The following is a 25,289-nucleotide window of genomic DNA, read 5'->3' as shown; positions in this document are numbered from 1 at the left end:
ATACTCATATATGGATATGCACATATCTTAGATATAAAAAAACGCACGTCAAGGCGTGCGTTTCAATTGTCATAAAAGTTTAATGAAGAAATATCAGAGCTGGTTGGTCACGGTATGGCTCCAACGGCGAGCTTCAGTAAGCTCCGTTTTGACCTGATCCACGCTTAATCCTAAATCGGCGCAGTGCTCATCAATCTGTTGCCAATCAGCATGCTCAAAGCTCTCTTCAAGCGCAAGCAAGGTACCATATGGCCCTTCTCTACGAAGCAAAGCCACCTTGATACTTTTACACAAAGGCAGTTGCTCTACTAAATTCTCTAACGATAGATCGAGCAATGCATCCAGCAACGAGAACAGACCAATCATAAAGGCTTGCTCGGAATGTCCTTCAAATGCCTGATAACGAGACATACGCTGACAAAACTGTGCGCGCTGCAAAGACAAACCGTACAACTCTTTCGGTTTTTTATCCGAGACGTAAGACGCCACCGCCAGCGAGACAAACATTTTCAGTTTTTCTTGCCCTAGATACACCAAGGCCTGACGGAATGAAGAGATGGTCACCTCTAGACGAGGCGACATGGTGTTCACAAAGCGCAGTAGCTTATAAGACAAGGCGACATCTTTCGCGACGATACTCTCGACACGCTGAAAGTCGACATCGGGCTTACACACTTCTTGGAACAGCTCCATGGCAATCACTTGCTCAGGGCTGATGTACTTGGTCTTGATGATTTCCGGCTTACTAAAGAAATAGCCTTGGAAGAACTTAAAGCCCGCCTCTTTGGCTTGCTGGAATTCTTGTTCGGTTTCGACTCGTTCAGCAAGAAAGCTAAACTTTTTCCCTTGATGTGCTTTGACCAAATCACACGCCTCATCCAAGCCCATCTGCATGATATCGAGCTTAACAATATGCGTGTATTTGAGGAAACGTTCCCATTCTGGCGTCGAAGTAAAGTCATCTAGGGCAATCATGTACCCCGCTTGATAAAGCTCTTTAACGGCTTCTAATAATTCGTCGGTCGGTTGGCAGGTTTCAAGGATCTCAACCACCACCTTGTCTTTCGGCAAGCTCAAAGGCAACCGACGAATCAAGCTTTGGTAAGGGAAGTTAATAAAGCAGCGTGAAGATGGGATCGATGGGTTAAGCCCAACCGACAAGAAGTTCTCAACGATCAGACGATACGTTGCTCGATTAGACTCTATATGCGCTGGATAGGCATTCCTTTCTCCGTCACGAAACAGCAGCTCATAACCAAGCGTGTTCTTCTTACGGTTTAAGATAGGTTGTCGAGCAACGTAGGTAGCGGTCATTTCTTGATAACTCTAATTGGTTTAACTTTAACTCTCTTGCTTTGATTAGGCTTTGGCAGCAGCCAGCAATGCGCCGCAGCCCATGAACATACCACCAAAGATTTTATTTATCTTACCCATTATGCGATCTGAACGAATAAAACGTCCCATTTGTGAAGCTAATGAGGTGTAGCCCAACATAACAACGCTATCAATGAATACCGTTGTAACACCTAACACTAATAATTGCGGTGCTTGCGGCTGTGTCGGATCGATAAATTGAGGGAAAAGAGCCACCAAAAACACAATAGATTTTGGGTTGGTAAGGTTAATCAGCACCGCATTTCTAAGCAGCTTGCCACTCGATAGCGTCGAGTTTTCTTGTGAAGCCACTAAGCTAGAGTTGTCACGCCACTTTTGAATACCCAACCAAAGAAGGTAAACCACGCCCACCCATTTGATGATAGTGAACGCCAACGCGGATTGAGCGACTAATGCACCAATGCCCGCGCCCACCAGCATGATGTGGAATGCAAGACCGAGTTGTAAGCCCGCGATCGACGCAAGTGACTTCTTGGTGCCATAACTTAGCCCATTGCTGATTGAGTTAACGGTACCTGAGCCCGGAGCCAAACTAAACAATATCGCCGTGACGACATAAGCAAGCCAAACATGAGTATCCATTTGCATTTCCTTACTAGTTCTTTAATCTAACAACATTAGTAGCAATAAAGCTCTCACACGCATCAGTTCAGGTAATTTCCCATGGAAAACCACAGTGGCGCCCCGATTTCGTACACGCAAGAACCTCAATTCGAGCAAGCGATTAAACACCCGATCCCCACCCTTTGGCAACAACGAAAAGATGGGTATGTAACAACATCCGGTAAAAAGAAACTGTACTGGTGTAGCCTGACTTCAGAGACTCATACCAAGGCGATTGTTATTTCAAATGGCCGCATTGAGTGCTGCCAAAAATACCAAGAACTCTTTTATGATTTCTATCAACAAGGCTATGACGTTTATTCATTTGACCACCAAGGTCAAGGCCAGTCTGAACGTATGGTAACAGACTCTGACATTGGTCACATTCATGAGTTTGATGATTATGCATCTGACATGTCTGACGTCATTGCCAGTTTCGATCTCAGTAAGTATTCCAATCGCTATCTGCTCGCACACTCAATGGGCAGCACCATAGCCACTCGCTACCTACAAACCCATCCAGACCATCCATTTGATAAGGTGACTCTGTGCGCCCCGATGTTTGGTATCAATACCGAGTGGTACCTGAAACCTATCGCAATGATCGTTGGACAAGTGCTTACCGCGTTTTATGCCAAGCCGACTTACGCGCCAGGGCAGCAAGCGTATTATTCGAAGCCATTTGAAAACAACTTACTAAGCCACAGCAAGGTTCGTTATCAGTGGTTCCGCCGCTTATATGACGAGTCTCCATCTTTGCAGGTGGGTGGACCGAGCACGCGTTGGGTGTGGCAAGGGTTAATGGCCGCCAAGCAAGCAATTCAACAAACTCGTCAAATCAAGATCCCTCTGCTATTGATTCAAGCTGGGGATGAAAAGATTGTCAGTAACAGTGCTCAAGTAAAGTTCATCTCTAAGCTGAAGAAAACCAACTCTGATTGTCAGTTTAAGTTGGTTGAGGGTTCTAGGCATGAGGTGTTGTTTGAGCAAGATGAATATCGCAATCAAACACTGGATGCGATCAATCAGTTTTTCGCCTAAAGCCAATACGCTAAGCAACCTACCAAGAAAATAAGCGCTAAAGAGGAAGAGAAGTAAGTGAGCTTTGCCCTCTTTTCTTGCATGAATTTGGCATACAATTTCTACCTAGAGATATTGTAGTTAAAACGATTCTAGCGCTGGCTAGCGTCAATATTGGTTAAGCATTTTGCAATGAGGGTTAAATGAGTATTCCTGCACTAAAAGATTCCGTGAAAATTGTTGCTTCTGATTTAGATGGTACGCTTTTGGCTCCCAACCATCAGCTAAGCGACTTTACCAAGCTAACGCTTAAGAAATTACACGACCAAGGTTATACCTTCATCTTCGCTACGGGTCGTCACCACGTCGATGTGGCGGGTATTCGTCAGATAGCAGGCATTCCGGCGTATATGATCACTTCAAACGGTGCACGCGTGCATGACCAGAATGATCAACTGATGTATAGCCAGAACGTACCTCAGGAACTCGTTCAGCCGGTTATTGATATTGTGCGCCAAGATCCAAACCTCTTTATTCACATGTACCAGAATGAAGATTGGCTACTAGACCGTGAAGATGAAATGTTGGCTAAATTCCACAGTGAGTCTGGCTTTAGCTACAAGCGCTTTGAAGCTGAAAACGCACCAAGCGAAGGCATCGCGAAAGTCTTCTTCACACATCCAGAACAAGACCACGAATATCTCGTCACGTTTGAACAAAAGCTAAGAGATGCTTTTGGCGACAAACTGAACATCGCCTTCTCTACACCTTGGTGTCTGGAAGTGATGGCCGCTGAAGTCTCTAAAGGCCACGCTCTAGACGCTGTTGCAAAATCACTAAACCTGACACTGGATAACTGTGTTGCCTTTGGTGATGGCATGAACGACGCTGAAATGCTGGCTATGGCAGGTAAAGGTCTAGTCATGGGCACATCACATGAGAAAGTGATGAAAGCTCTGCCAGACAATGAAGTGATTGGCAGTAACGCGGACGATGCCGTTGCTCACTACCTAGAAAAGCATCTGCTCTAATCTCGCTCGTTGAAGAGATCTGAATAAATAAAAAGGCAGCCAACTGGCTGCCTTTTTTGAACCTTACGTAAAAAGCTCTCTCTAACGCTATCGAGAACCTAACACTTCTTTGCTTAAGATTGCCTGCCACTCTTGTTCGGTAACCGGCATGATCGATAAGCGATTACCGCGCTTCACCAATGGCATCTCTGATAATTCAGGCATGGCTTTAAGCGTAGCCAAAGGAATCAAGCGCTCAGTCACTCGCACAAACTCGACATCCACCATAATCCAGCGTGGGTTATCGGGTGAAGACTTAGGATCGTAGTAATCACTCTCTGGGTCGAACTGAAACTGGTCTGGGTAAGCTTCTCTGGTTACTTTAGCGATCCCCGCGACGCCAACTTTCTTGCATGATGAATGGTATATCATCACCAAATCTCCAAGCTTGACGTCATCACGCATCATGTTTCGAGCCTGATAGTTGCGTACACCCTCCCAACAAGAGGTTTTTTGTACTCTCAGGGTCTGAATAGAGAAGGTGTCGGGTTCTGTTTTAAATAACCAATATGCCATAATAAATCCAATTAACGGTTGCTCCGAGGAAGATATAACATGAAGGTAATGAAAAACCCAGTGACATGGCTAGTCGCGTTCGCTCTACAAGGCTGTGTTACGGCACCTGATACGCCGCAACAACCTGAACTGCCCCCAGCAACCTTGGATGAGCCACTGAGCATTCAACCGCAAACCTTCATCATGCGTGGTCAGGTGGTGGTTGGTCACGAAAGTCGAACCTTCACGCCTTGCGGCAGCCAACAACAATACTGGTTAGACTTATCTCCAGAGTTAGCACTAGAAGCACAAGGGCTCTCAACGAGACCATACCAAGCCTTATATGGCGAGCTGATTGGTCACCTGACCGTGCCGAGCCAAACGGGTTACAACGCAGACTTCACAGCCCGTTTCGTGGTTGACCAAGTGAACATCCTAACCGCAGAGAACCCAGAGCGCTGCGACCAACCCCTGCGCTCAACACGAGTATTTGGTAATGAACCATTCTGGTCAGCAACCTTCGATAAAGACCAGCTCAAATACACTAAGATGGGCGAACAGCCACAGATCCTCGATATTGAATCAAGCCGCACCACACCAAGCAGTCGTGATTACCAATTAGAAGGCAAAGCAGCGCAAGGCAAACTCAACCTTACAAAAGAGAGTTGCAGCGACGGCATGAGCGACTCTATCTATGGATGGCATGCCAAGCTTAACCTCAATGACAGTAACTATAATGGCTGTGCAACGGTCTCAAACCAAGATCCAACGCTGGACTGGAGCGGACTCTACTTTGCTAGCTCAACGCAAAACTCAGGGTTCTCTATCAACCTTGAACTCAACGATGACCACAGTGCTATCACGACTTACTCATACAGCAATGGAGACCCTTCTATTGTTGAGCAGGGCTTCTGGCAGCAACTGAACCAAAATCAGGTACAAGTGGTTATGACTCGCCACCAGCAACAGTATTTAATCTCCGAGCGCATCTTCACACTCGATAATGGCAAGCTAATCGCTGAAAAAGAGAAAGTGGGCAACGTGGTGTATCCGATTGCCAATGGCGGTCTGGTGTTATTCGAAGCTAAAAGTGCACAAGCACAAGTAAACACCACCGCTAACGTTGATCTAACCGCAAAGCAGGTCAACTCCAGCGATCAACTTGATCCAAAAGTCGACCAAGCGATCCGCGAGTACTTTAAGATCAACAACAGCTCACCTGACGATACCAAGTACCGCTGGTTAACCTACGACCTCAACGGCGACGGCAAAGAAGAGCTGCTCGCCCAGCTCGATTGGTGTGGTTCTGGTGGCTGTACACTGCTGATTTTCGAAAACCATCAAGATAACTGGCGCTTCAATAGCCGAGTGACACTGGTTAAGGGCGACATACGCTTAGGTAAATCGCAAAACCACGGCTGGCAGGATCTGATCTTCAATGTCAGTGGCGGCGGTGCTACACCTGCAAAACACACCCTGTCATACTCAGGTGTCAGCTACCCGCTCAACCCAAGTGTCGCTCCAGTTGCAGATGATGCTGATATCAGCGACGTAGTTTTGTTTGCTGATGGTATCTCACCCGCACAAAGTGGAGTGAAGCTGTAAAGATGAGTAACCAACAAGCTTGCCCTGGTTGTGGCTTCACTCACCAATGTATTTGTCACCTGATACCTAGTGTCGAAAGCCAAATCGATCTTGTACTGCTCACTCATGAGAATGAACTGTCGCGCGATACCAATACCGGAAAGCTGCTTCAGCAATCCCTTGATCAGTGCCAGTCCATTGTGTGGCAAAGGAAAACACCACCAGCGGAGCTAATGGCACTGCTTGACGATGAAACACGACATCCGTTTCTGTTATTCCCGAGTGATAAAAGCATCGAGTGCCAGCAAGCTGTAATGACCCAAGCCCAGAGTCATAAGCCGCTATTCATCATCTTGGATGGCACATGGCAAGAAGCGAAGAAGATGCTTAACAAGAGCTCGTGGTTACAAGCCGTTCCGCAAGTTCACCTCGACATTACCAGCGAATCTTCATACACCTTGCGCCGCAACCAAGACAGTGGCCACTTGTGTACTTGTGAAGTGGGTATTGAGTTACTCAAATCTTTAGGTGAAAGTGAATCTGCCAAGCTCATTGATGACTACTACCAGCATTATCTAAAAGTGTTCCACGCCGACAAGTGTGGCCACGCCCTCAAATAGACCAAGCAGGCGCGCGGGAAGGTAAAAACACATTTCAGGACGGGACAGGTACTGAAAACAAAAAGGGTGAGCCATAAGCTCACCCTTTTTACATCGTATTTTCGTTATTGAGCCAACCAGTGTTTCACGTGAAACGCTCGCTCCATCAAAACAAACGCTGAGGCTGACCAAAGTAATACCCTTGCAAGTAATCGACACCCATGTCTTCAGCAATACGACACACCTGCTCGTTATGAACGAACTCTGCCACCGTCTTAGCATTCAGAATCTGGCACAAGCTCACTAGCTGCTGAGCGATCTTGCGTTGCTTTTTATCTTTATCAATATTGCGAATCAAACTGCCATCAAGCTTGATCACCTGTGGCTCTAGCTTCAATATCTCATCAATGTTCGAATAGCCCGAACCAAAGTCATCAACAATAATATTCACACCAAGATCGCGGAAGTGATTACACACCTCAATCAAGCGACCGTAATCCTGAATTTGTTCCGTCTCTAATACCTCCAAGCCAATACGCTGTGGGTGACTGATTTTTTTGATCGCTTGCTCAAGGTGAAGAATGGTTTTCTCATTGCTGAAATCTTGTGGCGCTAAATTAATTGAGAACGAATCGGTTCGCTGACTCATAAAATCAAAGGTGCGCGTTATCATCTGACGACTGAGGCGTGTATAGAGATGGGTTCCTTCAATGATTGGCAAGAACTTACCCGGCGCAATCAACTGACCGTCTTCTTCAATTCGAACTAAACACTCGTAGCTCTCTACCTGATGACTGTGTGCTGAGACTATGGGCTGAGAGCACGCCACAATATTCTGATTAAACACAGCACGGCTCACGCACGACAGCCAACCAAGTTGCTCTTGGCGATGCTTCTCTAATTGAGTGAGTGCCTTGGCACTCACTAGGTGTTTGTTTAGGCTGACAGCGCTGCGCCGCGCATCAATCGCCTTCAACAATAAGTCATCAATAGAGGTAGTCGGGAAATCTCGACGGCTGGCAATACCCGCACAGATAGACACCGACAAGTAATCAATATCGGGTAGACCGGTAGGCTCAAAATTCACATGCTCGGTTTGATCAGCAAATTCCGAGAATCGCTGATGAATATGTTCTTGGCTCGCCCAACTATCAAACACCACCGCCCACTCACCAATACCGATACTGTAGAGCTGACAGCCCTCATCAAAGAACTGCCACAGCGCCTTTTGAAAGTACTCACTCAAATCATGCAGAAGCTTGTCACCCACTCGATAGCCGTACTTCTCATTGATCTGACCAAAGGTCGTGACCTTCAAAGCTAGCAAGTGGCTATCACTGCTCATTTTCGACAGCTTCTCACGCAACACACTTCGATTGGGTAAGCCAGTACGGTGATCAATTCGGTAGCTTGCCGTCAATGCGGTGGCTTGCTGCTGAATCTTACTCGCCATGCTGTTATTCATGTCATCAACATCAAGCAGTGCATTTCGGATCAATGAAAACAGAGGGGATATGTTGGTCGCGGGTTGTGTCTCTAATGGCAATACCGCCTCACTTACCTCGCCTTCTCTAAGCGCGAGGTAAGTGAGGCTATGGTGCAAGATTCGCTGTTGGCTATTCTCTTGATAAAGTTCTCCCATGCAGTAAACGCCATAGCTGTCGGCCAATTTTTGGAAAACCTCAACCTCTTGGTTACCATCGATAAAGTCGATACGAGAGGTGCAGTTGTAAATGAAGAACTGTTCTGGTCTATGAGAGGCGATCTGCTGCACGCCCAGTCGTATCTGCTCTAAGGTCAATGATGGATGGTCATAACAAAACCTGACCTCATCACCCACTTGGAACTGGCCGCTGAATTCTATCTCTCCACTTTCCGTTACCTTGAGCGGTAAATGAATGTTTTGCTCTTTCGGGTCACCGACCATCAAGGGAAAGTTATGCAGTTGCTCAAAAGGTACTTCGAGGCCATCAGCGAGGTAACGATTATAGAGTTCTCGAACAGGCATCCCATCCAACTCCAGCAACCGGTTATCTTGAGCACCTGTCACTCGGAAAGTCCGGCCAATCGGATTCCATTCAGTGTAATAACCCTTAGCAATAGAGAGCTCGACACTGTGCAGCGCCAACATCACATAGGCATTTTCATAGCAAATGCCGTCTAACATCACCCAACGTCCATTATCTGTGATGGTCGATGCTCCGCCGCAGATCGGTAATGAATATCTCGACTGCTCAAACGCTGAAAATAGATCTCGGTTATTTATCTGCAAGCGGTCTGCGAAACAAATGATGCTTTGAGTATTATCATTGCACTCAAGTTGTTGCCACATAGCGTGGCTATCGACCAATGGTTGTTCGCTATATTCGACCACACCACAAGAGTAAGACGTCGCGTCAAAGCGGGTAACAATCAGATAAAGACCTTGGTGCAGGATGACACCTTGGCTGATGTAGTGGTTAGCACTGCAACCAATCAGTTTGGCATTGGGAAAAGTCGATTGAATCACTTGGCAGGCAGCCAAAACAGAACCTTTCTCGAAAGACGAAAACACCTGAATCAGTAGGCTTTCATGTTGATGAAAATCTATCTTTTCCAATTCACGTTGGGTTTGCTCAATGTCTTGTATCAGGAGAGAAGTCGACTGCATATTCACATTAATCGTTACGTTAATGATTTGTTATTGTGCTTATTATAGATAAGGCTTGCACGGAATACTTACGATCGTGTTATGAATAATGTGACCTTAGTTAGACATCACTCATTCCGCCAAAAAGCAATCATTAATGGCGGCGCAGTACTTTTATAGCCAGTAGTTACACAATGTGGGAAGCTTTAACTTCTAAAACAGTCGCTTAGGCTCACCGAAGTAGTAACCCTGCAGATAATCAACACCCATTTGCTCTGCTATCTCACAAACTTGTTGGTTATGGACAAATTCAGCGACCGTTTTGGCATTGAACACTTGGCACAAACGAACCAACTGAGAAGCGATGTTTCTTTGTTTTTGGTCTTTGTCGATATTACGAATCAAGCTACCGTCGAGCTTAATGATCTGCGGCTCTAGCTTGATGATTTCATCGATGTTTGAATAACCAGAGCCAAAATCATCAACAATGATTCTTGCCCCGAGTGCGCGGAAGTGATCACACACCTCAATCATACGGCCATAATCTTTAATCTGTTCTGACTCTAAAACTTCTAAACCAAGTCGAGTAGGATCGTTCATACCACTGATCGCTGCCTCAAGAACCTCGAGCGTCTTGTCGCTCAACAAATCTTGTGGGGATAGATTGATAGAAAACGAACTCTGCTTATCCGCCATATAGCCAATAGTGCTCTTAATCATGTGTCGACTAAGGCGCGTATAAAGGTGGGTGTCAGCAATGATCGGTAAGAACTTTCCTGGTGGCACAATGGTACCGTCCGACTCCATGATTCTGACCAAACACTCTTGGCCAATCATTTCGTGCGTACCCGATTCCACAATCGGCTGTGAATAGGTGATGATGTTCTGATCTAAAATCGCACGGCTCACACAGCTCAACCAACCGAGTTGCTCTTTGCGGTCCTCTTCGCTCACCTGAATGTCTTTGGCATTGGTGATGTGGGTATTATTACGTACTCCATAGCGTCGAGCTTCGATCGCTTTCAATAAGATCTCGTCACCACTGTCGGTTAAGAAGTCACAACGACTAGCAAAGCCGCCACACAGAGAAACTGACAAGTAATCAATATCAGCCAAACCATACGGCTCAAAATTTATGTGTTCGATGTCATCGGCGAACTCAACGAAACCTTCTTTTATTTTCGTACTACCAACACTCGCATTGAAGATAATCGCCCACTCTCCAACACCAATACTGAACAGCTCTACCTTCACGCGAGGCTCTTTCACGACACGAAGCTGCAATCGCTCGATAAAGTGATTAGACAGGTCAAGCAGTAGCTGATCACCCACTTGATAGCCGTATTTTTCGTTAACTTGATGGAAATTCGTGAGCTTTAACGTGAGTAAGTGTTCACTAAACAGAATCGTATTGAGGCGTTCTTTCAATACGATACGGTTCGGCAAACCAGTACGCGAGTCAATGCGATAACTTTCGGTTAAGCGACGCGCTTGTTGATGGAGTTTTTTCTCCATCTGAGTATTCATACTGTCGAGATCAGCGACTGCATTTCTGACAAGGTTAAGCAACGGCGACACGGTTGAGCCGCACTGAAAGTCTTCACAATGAAACTCTTTAATCTCATCAGACTCGCGCATAGCGATATAAGTCAGGCTGTGGTGCAGTATCTCTTGGCGGTCTTCATTACGGTATAGCTCCCCCATGCAGTAGGCACCACATGTATTCACTATCCCTTCAAATGGCTTGAGCTCAAGTTTGCTGTCGATAAATTCAAGTCGAGATACGCAGTTATAAATGATCACCGATTCAGGCTGATGCATGGCTAGCATCTCGGCCCCGTGGCGTACCTTTTCTGCAGTGAGAGATGGGTGATTATAACAAAACTGCGCCTCTTCACCGACATGCCAAGGGCTATCAAACTCGATACTGCCATCATCATTAATACGCAGAGGCGTCGAGATACCCTTCTTTCTACCAAGTTCTCGATAAAGCGGAAAGCTCATCAGCTGGCTAAAAGGAAGGTCTTTGCCATCCGCAAGGTAATGTTTGAATACTTCGATAGCTGGCTTGTCGTTCAACGCGTATAAGCGATTCCCGATTGCATGTGTAACTCGTAGCTTCATCCCTATCGGGTTCCACTCAGAGTACGCGTCCGACCAAACCTTCAATTCTGGGTTAGTCAGAGCCACTGCAACACAGGCATGCTGGTAGGTTTGCTCGTTATACATAACCCAACGACCAAATTCATTCTCATGGCACAGTCCACCAGCAATCGGCAAGGCGTAAGGCAAATTTTCAAAAGCGCTATAAATAGGATAATCACGCCCTTCAACCTGATCGCACAAGCTGATGACCGTTTTGGTGTCTTCTGTAAGGCGCAGCTGAAAAGCTAAGTCTTGGCTATCTTGATTTGGATTACCGGTAAAAGGCTGAACCGCAGAGGTTAGATGGGTTTCGTTGAACTCACTGATGATGACTAAGGTGCATACACTTTCAAGGCAATTATCACAGATAACATGACGAGCACTCTGACCAATTAGCGTCGCATTGTTTAAACGATTGAGGGCAACACTCGCGATTTGACGGGCCAGATCTGAAGATTGAGCTGAGAAAATTTGAATAAGGTACTGTTTGCTGTCACACCATTCTCGCTGATCAAATTGAGCTCTAAATAACGCCTCAGTATTTGCGAGAAATGTAAATGTTTGCATGCCAACCCTTGTTCAAAATCGAGTGAAGTAACAACCCGCAACCACTGCTATGACTGAAATGAATCGATAAAAAGTAGTCGCCAATTATCCTAGCCTAATCAGGCTTTTATAGGCGACTAATGTAACAATTCACTATCATAAATGCGACACAATAAGCTTACCGAGCCATTAAATTAGTCGCATAAGATCGCTAAGTTGGTCTATTTCAACATCAGGGAGCACGCTCGCCTTCGGGGAGCGGTATAAATTGGAACCAGTGTCATTAAACCAGCACGCTTGGAAGCCATTTTGCTTGGCTCCATAGACATCCGTTTTAAGGTGATCACCAACATGAAGAATATTATCAGCGTCGCAATCTAGGTGTTGCTGAGCTTTTTCAAACATATCTGGGTAGGGTTTTGCTCTGCCATCAGGGCCAGCTTTAAGGATTAATTGAAAATACTGCCCTAAGCCAATTTTGTGTGGGTCGACATTGCCATTGGTAATCGCAACCAGAGGAATACGTTGGCTAAGCTCAGTCATCACTCGATGTGTTTCTTGAGGAACGTCGACTTGATTGCGCAGCCATAAGGCATGCTCAATGCCCTCTCGAGCCGCTTGCTCCGCTTGCTGCAGAGAGTAACCCAATTGCAGCAAACCACTCTTAATCTGAGTTTCACGCCACACGGTGACATCATGTTTCAAAGCTGGGTTTTCAGATGCGACTTGCTGTTTAATGCCCTGCCACTCTTCAAGCGATAAAGAAGCAGACACTGGGTGCTTTTGATAAAGCCACTGTGCCATCTCTTTCTCAACCTTCATGATCACAGGCCAGTTGTCATACAGGGTGTCATCCAAGTCAAAGGTCATGGCTTTGATGGGCTTTAACCCTCGATAAATTCGCATAGTAAACCCTTTAATCTAATCTTTATTCTTCTTACGAGCTCTCGGGTGAGCCTGATCATAAGCTTGTGCTAAGTGTTGGAAATCTAAGTGGGTATACACTTGGGTCGTCGAGATGTTTTCATGGCCAAGCAACTCTTGCACAGCACGAAGGTTTTGGCTCGACTCCAGCACATGCGTTGCGAAGGAGTGACGCAGTTTATGCGGGCTAATATGACTCGCGACGGATTGCTTTTTGCCCCACTCTTCCATGCGCTTTTGCACGCTACGGTGAGAGATACGAGTCCCGAGCTTAGAGACAAACAGCGCGGCTTCACCCGGTGAAGCCAATTCACCACGAACTTTGAGCCATTTATCGACCCACTCTTTTGCTAAACCAGAAAAAGGCGCTTTGCGTTCTTTGTCGCCTTTACCAATTACTCGGATTTCGCCTTGTCGACCCAACACATCTTTAAGATTGATACCGACCAGTTCTGCCAATCGTAATCCAGCACCATACATCACCTCCATCATCGCTCGATCACGAATCGACAATGGATCGTCCTCATTCACATCAAGCAGTTGACCCACTTCATCGACATCGAGGTTTTTAGGCAAAGGACGTTGTTTGCGAGGCGCAGAGACACCTTTGGCTGGATTAGCGGTCATTTCGCCACGCAACACAAGGAAATCAAAGAAGCTGCGCAGTGAAGATAAGCGCGTTGCAATGCTGCTCGCCTTCATCCCCTCACGCATGCCTTTACTGGCCAGTTGTCTGACCCACGCCGCATCGACTTGACCCCAGTCTTTAAGTCCGAGCGTGACTAAATGACCGGCCATGGTTTCAAGTTGTTGTTTGTAATTACGTTGGGTGTGTAGGCTGAGTCCCTTCTCGCTTCTGAGATATTCATAGAAGCGAGAAAGTGGCTTTTGAAGGCTGTTAGGAAGAGGTATTTTGGGCTCTAGGCTCATTATTTATCTGCCAAGGTAAGGTGTCCGCCAAATGAGCGACAACAAGTGCTAAATGGCGTAAAAAGAGCGTATCCATATGGGGTTGGAAATGTCCGCCATCTTCACTAGAAAAGGCGAGCAAACCCAATGGAGACTGCTTAGCAAGCGGTAGTACTACATAAGAGCCTAGCTCTGGAACTGGATAATCACCAAACAAATCGTGTCTGTCGGCTTTTCTCAAGCGTCCAAGATAGGCATCTTTGCCATTGAAATGGTTAAGCGAAAACTTAGAGTAACCCTCAGCACTCAACTGATAAAAGCCAGATTGCGAAAGAATTCGAACATGAGCCTTAAGCCCAAGATCTAACGCTTTTTGTTCAACGGCTTTTATCACCTGCATGAAGTCACTGCATTTCAGCACTTGCGCTTGCAGATCCATAAACTCATAGAAGGTTTTATCGTTATTTGCTGCCAACGACATCAAGCCAGTGATCTCTTCTTCAAGCTCTTCGATTCGATGACGCTGGCGTTTAAGCTGAACCTCAACCAGAGAAACAGCGCCCTGCTCAACGTTATTGATAGCAAGGCGATCAACCAAATCTTTTCGGTCTTGGAAAAAATCTGGGTTATCACGTAAGTATTCCGCGACCACTTCTGCGGTGAGTGCGTCGGCTTCAACGTAAGACAAAACCTATCCTTTATTTTTATGAATCTATTTGTTTTGGGTCGCTATTAGCAAGAAAGTTGACCATCAAACACATGCGTTGCAGGGCCTGTCATAAACAGAGGTTTACCCGGTCCTTGCCAGCTAATGTGTAAGTCACCGCCAGGTAGACGAACTTTCACATTCTCAGCCAGTAAACCTTGAGTGATACCCACTGCAACAGCACCACACGCACCGCTACCACAAGCCTGAGTTTCACCCGCTCCACGTTCGTAAACACGCAAGCGAACTTCTTCACGGTTAACGACCTGCATAAAGCCAGCATTAACACGCTCAGGGAAACGTTCGTGTGATTCAAGTAGCGGGCCTAAGGTGTCCACATCAGCCGTGTCGACGTCATCAACCACAGTCACCACATGTGGGTTACCCATGCTTACCGCACCACAGAACAAGGTGTGTACATCCGTTCTTAGGATATACGTCTTCTCTGGCTGCTTGGCCTTGAATGGAATCTTGCCGGGTTCGAACTCAGGAATGCCCATGTTCACCGTGATCAGGTCATTCTCTTCAATCTTGAGAACCATTTTACCTTTCTTGGTACTCACGTTGATGCTGTACTTATTCGTTAAGCCTTTCATGCGAACGAATCGTGCAAAACAACGCGCGCCATTGCCACACTGCTCCACTTCACTGCCATCCGCATTGAATATGCGGTAATGGAAATCAGTTTCTGGATCATAGGGAGCCTCAACCACAAGTAGCTGATCAAAGCCCACGCCAGTGTGACGATCCGCCAAACGACGGATCAAATCTGGAGAAAAGAAAATATTTTGAGTAATGCAGTCCACGACCATGAAATCATTGCCCAAACCATGCATTTTAGAAAAGTGGAAGTGCATAACGCTTAAAATTACTCCGGAAGAATGTTTTCAAGTTCCCACAGACTCGTAAGCTCTTCACGCTGACGAACCAAGTGAGTTTTATCGCCATCCACCATCACTTCAGCCGCACGCGAACGAGTGTTGTAGTTAGATGACATCGCGAAGCCATAAGCACCCGCTGAACGAACTGCTAGCAGATCACCTTCTTCAAGAACAAGGTCACGATCTTTACCTAGGAAATCGCCTGTCTCACAGATTGGGCCAACCAAATCGTAAGTCACGGCTTCACCCTGACGAGGGCTCACAGGAACAATATCCTGCCAAGCTTGGTAAAGTGCTGGGCGCATTAGGTCGTTCATTGCTGCATCGATGATGGCAAAATTCTTGTGCTCTGTTGGCTTGAGGAACTCGACTTTCGTTAATAATACACCAGCGTTAGCAGCAATCGCTCTTCCAGGCTCGAAAATCAGCTCTAGATCAGAATGATTGTCTAGGCGAGCCAATAAGGCTTTCGCGTAGTCAGAAGGCTGTGGTGGTAATTCATCACGATAAACCACACCCAAGCCGCCACCGACATCAAGGTGTTTGATGTTGATACCGTTAGCACGTAGCTGGTCGATCAGCGCAAGCAGGCGATCGGTTGCATCGATGAAAGGTTCGATATCCGTTAGCTGAGAACCAATGTGGCAATCGATACCATGGATAGACAGGTTATCGAGTGTTTTTGCAAACTCATAGACAGCAGGAGCACGGTCGAAAGCAATACCAAACTTGTTATCACGCAGACCAGTAGAGATATAAGGGTGAGTGTTGGCATCAACGTCTGGGTTGATACGCAGTGAAATCGGCGCTTTAACACCAAGCTCACCAGCCACTTTATTCAGTCGCTCTAGTTCTGGCTCAGACTCTACGTTGAAACACTTAATGTTCAACTCAAGCGCACGCTTCATTTCAGCGGCTGTTTTGCCGACACCAGAGAATACAACTTTCGCCGGATCGCCACCTGCAGCAACCACACGCTCTAGCTCACCGCCAGAAACGATGTCAAAGCCTGAGCCCAAACGAGCCAAAGTGTTCAATACGCCGAGGTTCGAGTTAGCTTTAACGGCATAACACACCAAGTGTGGATGCTCACCAACCGATGAATCAAACGCATTCCAGTGGCGTTCTAATGTTGCACGAGAATATACATACAGCGGTGTACCATATTGCTCTGCTAGTTGTGAAAGTGCGACGTCCTCAGCCCAAAGCTGGCCATCTTCCTGATAGTTGAAGTAATCCAAAGTTCTTATCCCTTATAAATAACGATTTCTGCGTGTTTCACTTATTGTGATTGTTCAGTCTGCTGAACTTCATCAGGATCGTATAACGGACCCGTTTGACCACAACCAGAAAGTCCAATAACGGACACCATAAACAGAGCGGTAATTAATTTTTTCATTTTGCATATCGTGATTATTAACTCAATGCCCCCTATAATCGCACCACACTCAGGAAAAGCAATAGGATAGAAAGGATGAACGAGACTGAATTTCATCAGCTGGTCGATATACAGATGCAAAACATCGAAGAAGCTATCGATGAATCAGAGGCAGATATTGATTACGAAGTGACTGGTAACGTGATGACGCTGGAGTTTGAGAACCGCAGCCAAATCATCATTAACCGCCAAGAACCAATGAAAGAAATCTGGTTGGCGTCTAAATCTGGTGGCTTCCACTTCAAATTAATCGACAACAAGTGGACATGTTCTAAGACGGGCATGGAGCTGTTTGAGATGGTGAAAGAAGAATGTGTTAAGCACGCAGGTGAAGAGATCGATTGGGTCTAATCATTTGTAAGCAAAACTAAAAAGGAGTGAATCAATCACTCCTTTTTTAATATCAATCAGTCTTAGTAAGACTAGATGTTGACTATCTTTGAGCTCCGAGAAGCTAAAGTTGCATCGTTACGATAAGGCACAACGTAGGAATTGCCTTCTTCAGGATGAACGATTTGGTAGTACTGAGGTAGATTAAAGTTAATCAACTTAGACGACATCTTCGACTCATCTTTTACCGACGTGTAGAAAGAATTCACGCTCGCGATCATCTCATCTTTTTCGCCGCTGTATTGATGATACACCTCAACCTGATTCGACTCGTCCAATACATAAATATTGAAACCTTTGTCGGTATCTTCAAAGAAGAACTGAATTAAGCCCTCACTCGCAAAACCATCCACTACTTCTGGCAGTTGATACTCTTGCTCTTTGTCGAGCATCAGTAAAGGCGAACCCTTCAGCTTGTTAGTTGAGATACTACGATAGAAGTCGACCGAGTTTTCTAGCATCTGTACCGACACACCACGGCGCTCGAAGAACAGACCAAACATCTTATTAGCTAGGCGGATAGCCTTAAAGCGACGACGTTTCTCTGGTTCAATCGGTTTTAATCGCAAATCGATACACTCAGCAAGCAGTTGATACACCATATTACGCATCACACCGCGCAGGTTTTTGCTGTAACAGAATACATCGACTGACTCTGGCGGCAACGCATCTTGGTGCATTTTGCCAAGTACCGTCTTAAGTGCGTCAAGCATTGCCGTATCACCTTGGAAATGAAGCGTACGTACTTCATGCCAAGAGTTACGATAAACCAAATCGACACTGCCGACTAAGCTCTTACCTTCTTCACCAAAACTGAAGATATCGGCATTCTTGAGATCGACTTTTAATGCACGACCGCTCAACTCAGAAGTTGGATCGTTTTCAAAGTTGATGAACATCGCTAGCTGGCTTATCTCACACGGGCTCGCCAGTGCTTGCATACTCGGGCGACGCTTACGCAAAGAAAACGTATTACGCAGATCGCTCACCATTTGATAGAACTTATCGATATCAATATGAGCGTCACGAACCACAGAGTGCAAACGTGTCGACTCGGTAATCAAGCCATTAAAAAACGACCATGCTACTAACTTACTCAAGTACTCATGATGTTCAAGAGAAGGCTGACCAAGAATGCGGTGTGCTACCAGTGGCTGCTTATACAAGTACCAACCGGCTTTGTTGGACTGACCCTGACGAACTTCGATGAAGCTCAAATCTGGCTCATGCAGGTCCGGAGAAATTTGCGGGTTCAGTAGCGTCACTTTGCCCGGCAAGACCTCAAACGCAGCGTAAAGCTTACGTGCCAAGATACTGATATCTTGTGGACTGATTGCAGAAGTGATGTCGTTACGACGCGCAAATTGAATCAGATTACGATAGCTCAGCATCAAGGCATCAAGCAGTGCATGGTGCACCACTTTAACCTGCTCAACCTTCCAGTTACGGCGGTTATCAAGCTCAGCAATGGTTTCATGTCCCCAATTCCAAGACCTAGTCATCTCAGTTAAGGCTTCACGACGCCACGCAACAGAGCCAATGCCCGCATCTCGTGACAATTTCTCGTGGGTCTTAAGGTAGAAACAGCGTCTCACCAAGTCCAATCGAGTGTGGTCGTTAATACGTTCTAGGTAGCGCGTTACCTTCTCAAGCATCAGATAGTAGCTATCCATGCCATACAGATCCGGTTCATCCGCGAAGAAGCGACGCTTGGTATCAATACTCAACAATTGGGTGTTTGGGTATTCCCATGAATAGGCTTCTAACAGGATCGCCTTCAAAACCGATTTATACGGTGAGTCGATACTCTTATAGAGCTGCCACAGGTTTGAACCAAAGTACTCTTCAGCGGGAATACGATTCAGCTTGCCGAAATCGATCCACTGCGAGCAATCAAGATAACCATCCTGACACAAGCCTTGAACATACTCGTCGTAACACTCTTCCATTTCTGGCGGAATGATTTGCCACAACAAACGCTGACCAGCTAAACGAACCGCAGAGCGATAGAACTCATCAAGCAGTAATAAATGCTGTGAAGAACCACAGTTATCGCCTGTCATCTCTTCTGAATGGTTCGAACGGAAACGCTCTTCATCCATCAAGAAGAAGTTCGCTTCAACCCCTAAGGTTTCAGCCCAATCAGTAATCAAGAGACACTTGTTGGTTAGGCTATCGCGAGATGCGCCATCCATATCCGGGGAAACACACACCCAGATATCAAGATCACTTGAAGTGCTTTGACCAATAGAAGAAGTACTGCCCATGGTGTACAAGCCAAGGATTGCAGGTTCATCAGCTTCGGTGAGTTTGCCACCCAGCGTTAATTCGGTATCAGAGACAAATTGCTTTTGGAATTCATTAAGCGTGAAGCTACGAATTCCAAAAGGAACTTGTTGGTCATAATAACCAGGCATCATCGGGTGATTGAAGTGAAGCAGTGCGGGAATAAGGTTGAATACTCGCTGGCCTTGCACATTCATCAACGCCAACGCACGATCAATGCGCTGCTGATTTAGATTGTCTAATCGTTGAATCAAAGTTTGAGTGTAAGCCTGCAAGGTAAGTCCTTGGTTTGAGGTTAAGTGCAGTTCTGTTTAGTTACTGAACGAAAGGAGCAACAAAACGTGATCAATTTAACACTTTTACCCTTAATGGTAAAGCAAAGGAACCCGTCATACTGGTCAATTCCTTGATGACAGAAAGTTAAACTCACGGCGCCGTAGTGTCCTCTTTATTGACTATTTCTAATAATAGCCCATGTTTCAAATGAGATACCAATCACACTATTTTGGTGAACTCATGAAAATCTCTCAGCTATCAAAGTATGGAATGATCAAACAGTAAGAATTCTCGCCTCATAATGGTAGGATTAGGCTATTACAGAACCTATATCGGAAACACCATGACAAATTCAGCACCAATCCGTATCGCGACCAGAAAAAGCCCTCTTGCCCTTTGGCAGGCATACTTTGTAAGGGATGCACTACAAGCTGCTCACCCTGGTTTAGAGGTTGAGTTGGTAACTATGGTGACCAAAGGTGACATCATCCTCGACACTCCGCTTGCTAAAGTGGGTGGTAAAGGACTGTTCGTTAAAGAACTTGAAGTAGCAATGCTAGAAGGTCGTGCTGACCTAGCCGTTCACTCAATGAAAGATGTACCTGTCGACTTTCCTGAAGGTCTAGGTCTGGTAACGATTTGTGAGCGTGAAGATCCGCGTGACGCCTTCGTATCAAACACTTACAACAACATCGACGAACTCCCACAAGGTGCTGTCGTGGGTACATGCAGCCTGCGTCGCCAATGCCAACTGTTAGAATACCGCCCTGACCTCATCATCAAAGAGCTACGCGGCAACGTTGGTACTCGTCTAGGTAAACTCGATGATGGTCAATACGATGCGATCGTACTGGCTGCTGCAGGCCTTAAACGTTTAGAGCTAGAAGAACGTATTCGTAGCTTCATCGAACCAGAACAGTCTCTACCGGCTGTCGGCCAAGGTGCCGTTGGTATTGAATGTCGTCTAGATGATGAACGTCTAATCAAGCTTCTTGAGCCGCTGAATCACAAAGACACGGCTGATCGCGTACTTTGCGAGCGTGCAATGAACCTTACTCTAGAAGGTGGTTGCCAGGTGCCTATCGGTAGCTATTCACTATTAGATGGCGACAACATCTGGCTACGTGCATTAGTTGGTGAACCGGATGGTTCTAAGATGGTTCGTGGTGAGATCTCAGGCCCTCGTAAAGATGCAGAAGCACTTGGCGTGACTCTGGCAAATCAATTGCTGGATGATGGTGCAAGAGAAATCTTAACCAAGCTCTACGCTGACCAAGAATAATCATGACAGTGTTGGTGACTCGTCCCGGTTTTGAGGGACAATCGCTTTGCCAACAACTAGCGGATGAAGGTATTCAAGCAATCCATCATCCGCTGATTCGTATCGTGGATAATCCAAACTCTGCGGATTTAAGCACCCAGCTTAATAACAGCGATATCATTATTGCAGTCAGTCACCACGCCGTGACGGCTGCCCAAAACATCCTTTCGAAAACCTCATCCATTTGGCCCACTTCGCCGCTTTATCTTGGCGTTGGTCAAAAAACTGCGCACGTTTTAAGCAAAGTCTGTAAACAAAAAGTAAACTACCCTCAAGTTAGTGATAGTGAACATCTTCTTAAACTTACTGAACTTAATGGCGTAGAAAATAAGTCCATTTTGATACTACGTGGTAATGGTGGGCGTGAGCTCATTAGAGATTCTCTACTCAATCAAGGTGCACAAGTCTCTTATTGTGAGACCTACCGTAGAGAATATATTCCTATTTGCGACCACAATACCTATCAAACATGGATAAACAAAAAAACGTCCAAAGTTGTCATCACTAGTCAGGAACAATTGGAGTATCTCTGCTCAATTACCCCTGATGAGTATTTGGCTTGGCTTTCAACAAGACATCTATTTGTCCCAAGCCAGCGCATTGTAGAACGAGCACAACAACTCGGCTTCTCGAACGTGACCAATACTCACAGTGCTACGAACCAAATATTACTGGCTGCTCTCCGGCCCTAGCTAGAAACAGGAAATAAGCATGACAAGCAAAAAAAATAATGAGCATATTGAACCTGAAAAGAAACAAGATATTCAGCCAGTAGTTATTGAAAACGAAAAAGCTGACTCTACAGAGACAAAACAGCCTGAACAGAAGCTTGATGCCTCTGCGTCAAATACCGCTAAAAATGAACAGCTTCAAGCTGAGCATAAAGAGCAAATAGAGAAAGCAGAAAAGCAAGGTAAGCGCGGTGTCAAACTAGGCGCTATTGCGATCGCGATTTCTATTATCTTCAGTGGTGGTATCGCATTTCAAATGCAGCAAAAGGGCGCTGAGCACTCCGCTCAAATCGCCGCTCTTCAAGCACAACTTCAAAATACCCAATCTGCGGTAAATAAAGACCTACAAACCATCAAGCAAGAGACTATCCAAGAAGCGTCACACGCGGTGGAGAAAACTCAAGTCGTACAGTCTCAACAGCAGAAGAGCATTCAAAGCCTGCAGTTAGCAGTAGCTGACGTGAAAGGTCGCCGCCCGAATGACTGGTTACTTGCCGAAGCCGATTACCTTGTGAAACTAGCAGGACGTAAACTGTTCCTAGAGCATGATGCCGTTAGTGCAACCAAGTTAATGGAAAGTGCCGATCAACGTATCGCAGCACTGAATGACCCGAGCTTAGTGTCACTGCGTCAATCAATGACCAATGACATTACCAAGCTTCGTACCATTCCTCTGATCGACCGTGACGGCTTAGTTCTGCGTATCACAAGTCTCCAACAACAAGTCGATACACTGCCGCTTGCCAATGCGATTCTTCCAGAAGCTGCGGCTGTTGAGAAAAAAGCGGTATCGCAAGATATTAATGATTGGCAGAACAACCTGATGACGTCGATGAAAGACTTCTCAGAAAACTTCATCACATTCCGCAGTCGTGATGGCGAAGTTATCCCTCTACTATCACCAGAACAGCACTTCTACCTGCGTGAAAACATCAAAGGTAAATTAGAAACCGCGATTCGCGCCGTCTACAAAGAACAAGGTGAACTCTATAGCGCAGCTCTTAATACCGCGAGCGAATGGTCGAAAGCGTATCTAAACCAAGATAACAACTCAGTGATTGAATTTGAGAAAGCGATTAAACAGCTAAGTGAACAGAACATCTCTGTGAAATACCCTGTAAAGCTTGAGTCTCAAAATGAGTTGTCAGATGTAATACGTGAGCGCCTACGTCGTGAAGTCACCGTTATGACTACGGAGGAAAAATAATGGTTCGTTGGATTTTTCTTTTTCTCGTTCTAGGTGCTGGGTTAATTGTTGGTACTCAGTTCTCTGGTCAACAAGGCTACGTTCTGATCTCAATTGCGAATAAGACCATTGAGATGAGCGTGACAACACTGGTTATCTTCGTCATCGCTCTTCTAGCGGCTCTATTCGGCTTAGAGTACCTATTTAAAAAGCTTATGTACGCAAGCTCGACAACTTGGAACTGGTTCAGTGTTCGTAAGCTGAAACGCTCTCGTCGTTATACCAATGAAGGTATCATCAAGCTGCTTGAAGGTGATTGGAAAGGCGCTGAGAAGAAAGTAACGCGTTGGGCTAACCATCACGACATGCCTCTACTTTGTTATTTAGTCGCTTCTCAAGCGGCACACGAGCAAGGTAATACAAGTGAGCGTGATAAGTACATCGAGCTTGCTAGCCAACAGGGCGACTCTCTACTGGCGGTTGAGCTAACTAAAGCTAAACAGCAAATCAGCGAGTCAAACTACGAAGCTGCATTCGATACACTTTCTACCCTAAAAGGCACATACCCTAATAACACTGCTGTACTTGGCCTGTTAAAAGCCACTTACTTGCAACTCAAGTTATGGCAGCCATTACTAGAGTTAACGCCTAAATTAGTTAAGAACAAGCTTCTAACAGCTGATGAGCAACGTGAATTAGAACAGAAAGCACAATGTGGATTACTTCATGATGTAGCTCAACAGCAAGGTAGCGAAGGTTTAATCAGCCATTGGAACAAGCTTTCAAGAAAGCAGAAACAAAGTTCGCATCTTGTATCCTGCTTTGTGAAGCAACTGATCGCTCGCAAAGCTGACTCAGAAGCGTTCACAGTGATCAAAGAGAACATTGCGAAGAGTGGTTCAAATGAACTCTACATGTTGCTTCCCGAGCTGAACTTAGCCGATCACCACCCAGTAGTGGTCATGCTAGAACGTGCAATCAGTAAAGACAGTGGTAATGCCGAAGCACACAGCGCGCTGGCTCAGTTCTACTTAAGAGAGCAGAAGTGGGCGGAAGCACAAAGCCACTTTGAGAAAGCCCTAGCACTTCGTTCAAATGTTTCAGATTACGGATACCTATCTGACGCACTAGAGAAGCAAAACTTAACGAAAGCAGCTCACGAGGTTTCTCGTAAAGCGCTCGCTCTAGTTCAACCCGCTTAATTCAAAGCGACTCAAACTAAGCCGATGTCTAGCATCGGCTTTTTTGTATCTGCTATTTACCCCTAGATAACTTCTACAATAGCTATAAACCAAACGCCTCGAACCCTACCCACCCAATGCCACCAAACCAACTAATCATGAAATTGCTCTATCGAGCCTCTCAAACAGACGGAGAACGACTTTAATTGTGTCTGTATGTAGTTTTACCATTCTTATAAACAAGCCCATAGAAGAAACTCAGGGGGAATCATAGAGAAAAGTGACACCTTTAAGCCCAGAGTAGTTGAGTCTCACCTTGAGAGAAGGCGTTTAGAGATATTTACCCGCAGACAGATACCCACTTAAAATCACGCCAATTTAGCAATCAAATAGCCATCAATGTTCCAACTATAAAACGTTATAACCGGGGAGTTCACGTAACTGCCTGTAGATTCATCTATTAAGTAGAAGGGATATAGCAAGAGTTACCGACCAACAAAACCTTGTTATTGAAAACGAGGCAGCTTTATCAGCCACTTCAAAGTAGTAGGAAATAGAGCTCTCGAGACGATCTGGAAAAGTTAACCATTGAATCAATAGCCACAAATATAAACTTACGTAATCAAGCGCTGTTAGAGAGAGCAGAGCTTGATAATAAGTGTCGAAATATGAGAGATCGAGATCAACGAACGGACAACGCTTCTACAAAACTCGAAGACGAATACTAAGCTCAGATACTGGAAACGACGAAAGCCTAGTCGTCAGACTAGGCTTTCTAATATGTTCCCGAATAGCGTTAAGTGCAGGGCCTCGATGCCTTTACAGCATCCATATAACCTATAAGCAAAACACTTTTCTTCAAATGTAAAAAAGCCCTGCCATTGCTAGCAGGGCTTCTCTAATAAGTGGCGGAGTGGACGGGACTCGAACCCGCGACCCCCGGCGTGACAGGCCGGTATTCTAACCAACTGAAC

At 45.7% G+C, this 25,289-nt stretch carries 21 protein-coding genes; 9 read left to right on the top strand and 12 right to left on the bottom strand.

Annotation, left to right across the window (positions count from 1 at the left end):
* Positions 1 to 93: 93 nt before the first annotated feature.
* Together MSG35_RS23155 and rhtB are read right to left on the bottom strand one after the other, a co-directional pair.
* The gene (locus MSG35_RS23155; RefSeq protein WP_248385076.1) at positions 94 to 1,314 is read right to left on the bottom strand and encodes an EAL and HDOD domain-containing protein; all 1,221 of its coding nucleotides are present in this window, start codon (positions 1,312 to 1,314) and stop codon (positions 94 to 96) included.
* 45 nt (positions 1,315 to 1,359) lie between these two features.
* The gene (rhtB, locus tag MSG35_RS23150; protein ID WP_048610767.1) at positions 1,360 to 1,977 is read right to left on the bottom strand and encodes a homoserine/homoserine lactone efflux protein; all 618 of its coding nucleotides are present in this window, start codon (positions 1,975 to 1,977) and stop codon (positions 1,360 to 1,362) included.
* A gap of 81 nt (positions 1,978 to 2,058) precedes the next feature.
* Here rhtB and MSG35_RS23145 point away from each other — a divergent pair, with 81 nt between their 5' ends.
* Both MSG35_RS23145 and MSG35_RS23140 read left to right on the top strand, forming a co-directional pair.
* Complete coding sequence (locus tag MSG35_RS23145; protein WP_048613039.1) at positions 2,059 to 3,039, top strand: alpha/beta fold hydrolase; 981 nt, start codon at positions 2,059 to 2,061, stop codon at positions 3,037 to 3,039.
* 182 nt (positions 3,040 to 3,221) lie between these two features.
* Positions 3,222 to 4,049, top strand: a complete 828-nt coding sequence (locus MSG35_RS23140) for a Cof-type HAD-IIB family hydrolase (protein WP_048615017.1) — start codon at positions 3,222 to 3,224, stop codon at positions 4,047 to 4,049.
* Positions 4,050 to 4,136: 87 nt separating this feature from the next.
* Here the strand turns inward: MSG35_RS23140 and MSG35_RS23135 are convergent, their stop codons facing one another.
* The gene (locus tag MSG35_RS23135) at positions 4,137 to 4,604 is read right to left on the bottom strand and encodes an EVE domain-containing protein (RefSeq protein ID WP_248385075.1); all 468 of its coding nucleotides are present in this window, start codon (positions 4,602 to 4,604) and stop codon (positions 4,137 to 4,139) included.
* A 39-nt stretch (positions 4,605 to 4,643) separates the two neighbouring features.
* Here MSG35_RS23135 and MSG35_RS23130 point away from each other — a divergent pair, with 39 nt between their 5' ends.
* Complete coding sequence (locus tag MSG35_RS23130) at positions 4,644 to 6,188, top strand: hypothetical protein (protein ID WP_248385074.1); 1,545 nt, start codon at positions 4,644 to 4,646, stop codon at positions 6,186 to 6,188.
* Positions 6,189 to 6,190: 2 nt separating this feature from the next.
* A complete protein-coding gene (locus MSG35_RS23125) occupies positions 6,191 to 6,787 on the top strand; it encodes a DTW domain-containing protein (protein WP_248385073.1) in 597 nt (198 codons plus the stop codon).
* A gap of 145 nt (positions 6,788 to 6,932) precedes the next feature.
* Here MSG35_RS23125 and MSG35_RS23120 read toward each other — a convergent pair whose 3' ends face one another.
* The 8 genes from MSG35_RS23120 to MSG35_RS23085 form a co-directional block, all read right to left on the bottom strand.
* A complete protein-coding gene (locus tag MSG35_RS23120; RefSeq protein ID WP_248385072.1) occupies positions 6,933 to 9,416 on the bottom strand; it encodes an EAL domain-containing protein in 2,484 nt (827 codons plus the stop codon).
* A 192-nt stretch (positions 9,417 to 9,608) separates the two neighbouring features.
* Complete coding sequence (locus MSG35_RS23115) at positions 9,609 to 12,107, bottom strand: EAL domain-containing protein (RefSeq protein ID WP_248385071.1); 2,499 nt, start codon at positions 12,105 to 12,107, stop codon at positions 9,609 to 9,611.
* A 168-nt stretch (positions 12,108 to 12,275) separates the two neighbouring features.
* Positions 12,276 to 12,992, bottom strand: a complete 717-nt coding sequence (gene yigB, locus MSG35_RS23110) for a 5-amino-6-(5-phospho-D-ribitylamino)uracil phosphatase YigB (protein WP_248369830.1) — start codon at positions 12,990 to 12,992, stop codon at positions 12,276 to 12,278.
* Positions 12,993 to 13,007: 15 nt separating this feature from the next.
* The gene (gene xerC, locus MSG35_RS23105; RefSeq protein WP_248369828.1) at positions 13,008 to 13,940 is read right to left on the bottom strand and encodes a tyrosine recombinase XerC; all 933 of its coding nucleotides are present in this window, start codon (positions 13,938 to 13,940) and stop codon (positions 13,008 to 13,010) included.
* Complete coding sequence (locus tag MSG35_RS23100; protein WP_017061014.1) at positions 13,909 to 14,607, bottom strand: DUF484 family protein; 699 nt, start codon at positions 14,605 to 14,607, stop codon at positions 13,909 to 13,911. Before MSG35_RS23100 ends, xerC begins: the two co-directional genes overlap by 32 nt.
* A 44-nt stretch (positions 14,608 to 14,651) precedes the next feature.
* On the bottom strand, positions 14,652 to 15,482 hold the full coding sequence (gene dapF / locus MSG35_RS23095) for a diaminopimelate epimerase (RefSeq protein ID WP_017061013.1): 831 nt from the start codon (positions 15,480 to 15,482) through the stop codon (positions 14,652 to 14,654).
* 11 nt (positions 15,483 to 15,493) lie between these two features.
* On the bottom strand, positions 15,494 to 16,747 hold the full coding sequence (lysA, locus tag MSG35_RS23090) for a diaminopimelate decarboxylase (protein WP_017061012.1): 1,254 nt from the start codon (positions 16,745 to 16,747) through the stop codon (positions 15,494 to 15,496).
* Between the two features lie 41 nt (positions 16,748 to 16,788).
* Positions 16,789 to 17,001, bottom strand: coding sequence for a lipoprotein (locus MSG35_RS23085; RefSeq protein WP_017104751.1), 213 nt, complete (start codon positions 16,999 to 17,001; stop codon positions 16,789 to 16,791).
* Here MSG35_RS23085 and cyaY point away from each other — a divergent pair.
* Positions 16,981 to 17,295 (top strand): iron donor protein CyaY, encoded by a 315-nt coding sequence (gene cyaY / locus MSG35_RS23080; protein WP_060983630.1) that lies wholly within the window; start codon positions 16,981 to 16,983, stop codon positions 17,293 to 17,295. The two genes, MSG35_RS23085 and cyaY, sit on opposite strands and share 21 nt — an antisense overlap.
* 71 nt (positions 17,296 to 17,366) lie before the next feature.
* Here the strand turns inward: cyaY and MSG35_RS23075 are convergent, their stop codons facing one another.
* On the bottom strand, positions 17,367 to 19,895 hold the full coding sequence (locus MSG35_RS23075; RefSeq protein ID WP_248385069.1) for a class I adenylate cyclase: 2,529 nt from the start codon (positions 19,893 to 19,895) through the stop codon (positions 17,367 to 17,369).
* A gap of 344 nt (positions 19,896 to 20,239) precedes the next feature.
* On the opposite strand from MSG35_RS23075, the gene hemC reads away from it, so the two are divergent.
* Genes hemC through MSG35_RS23055 form a run of 4 tightly spaced genes read left to right on the top strand, consistent with a single transcriptional unit; the run spans position 20,240 to position 24,336 of the window.
* Entirely contained in the window at positions 20,240 to 21,178 is a 939-nt protein-coding gene (hemC, locus tag MSG35_RS23070) for a hydroxymethylbilane synthase (protein WP_048610790.1), read from the top strand.
* A gap of 2 nt (positions 21,179 to 21,180) precedes the next feature.
* A complete protein-coding gene (locus MSG35_RS23065) occupies positions 21,181 to 21,909 on the top strand; it encodes a uroporphyrinogen-III synthase (protein ID WP_059022231.1) in 729 nt (242 codons plus the stop codon).
* 19 nt (positions 21,910 to 21,928) lie between these two features.
* Positions 21,929 to 23,155, top strand: coding sequence for a uroporphyrinogen-III C-methyltransferase (locus MSG35_RS23060; protein ID WP_248385068.1), 1,227 nt, complete (start codon positions 21,929 to 21,931; stop codon positions 23,153 to 23,155).
* Positions 23,155 to 24,336 (top strand): heme biosynthesis HemY N-terminal domain-containing protein, encoded by a 1,182-nt coding sequence (locus tag MSG35_RS23055; protein WP_248385067.1) that lies wholly within the window; start codon positions 23,155 to 23,157, stop codon positions 24,334 to 24,336. The genes MSG35_RS23060 and MSG35_RS23055 overlap by 1 nt, the downstream gene beginning before the upstream one ends.
* Positions 24,337 to 25,289: the final 953 nt, after the last annotated feature.

This window comes from Vibrio sp. 1CM23M (genome assembly GCF_023161755.1).
GTDB lineage: Bacteria > Pseudomonadota > Gammaproteobacteria > Enterobacterales > Vibrionaceae > Vibrio > Vibrio coralliirubri.
This window is presented reverse-complemented; position numbering and strand designations above follow the sequence as displayed.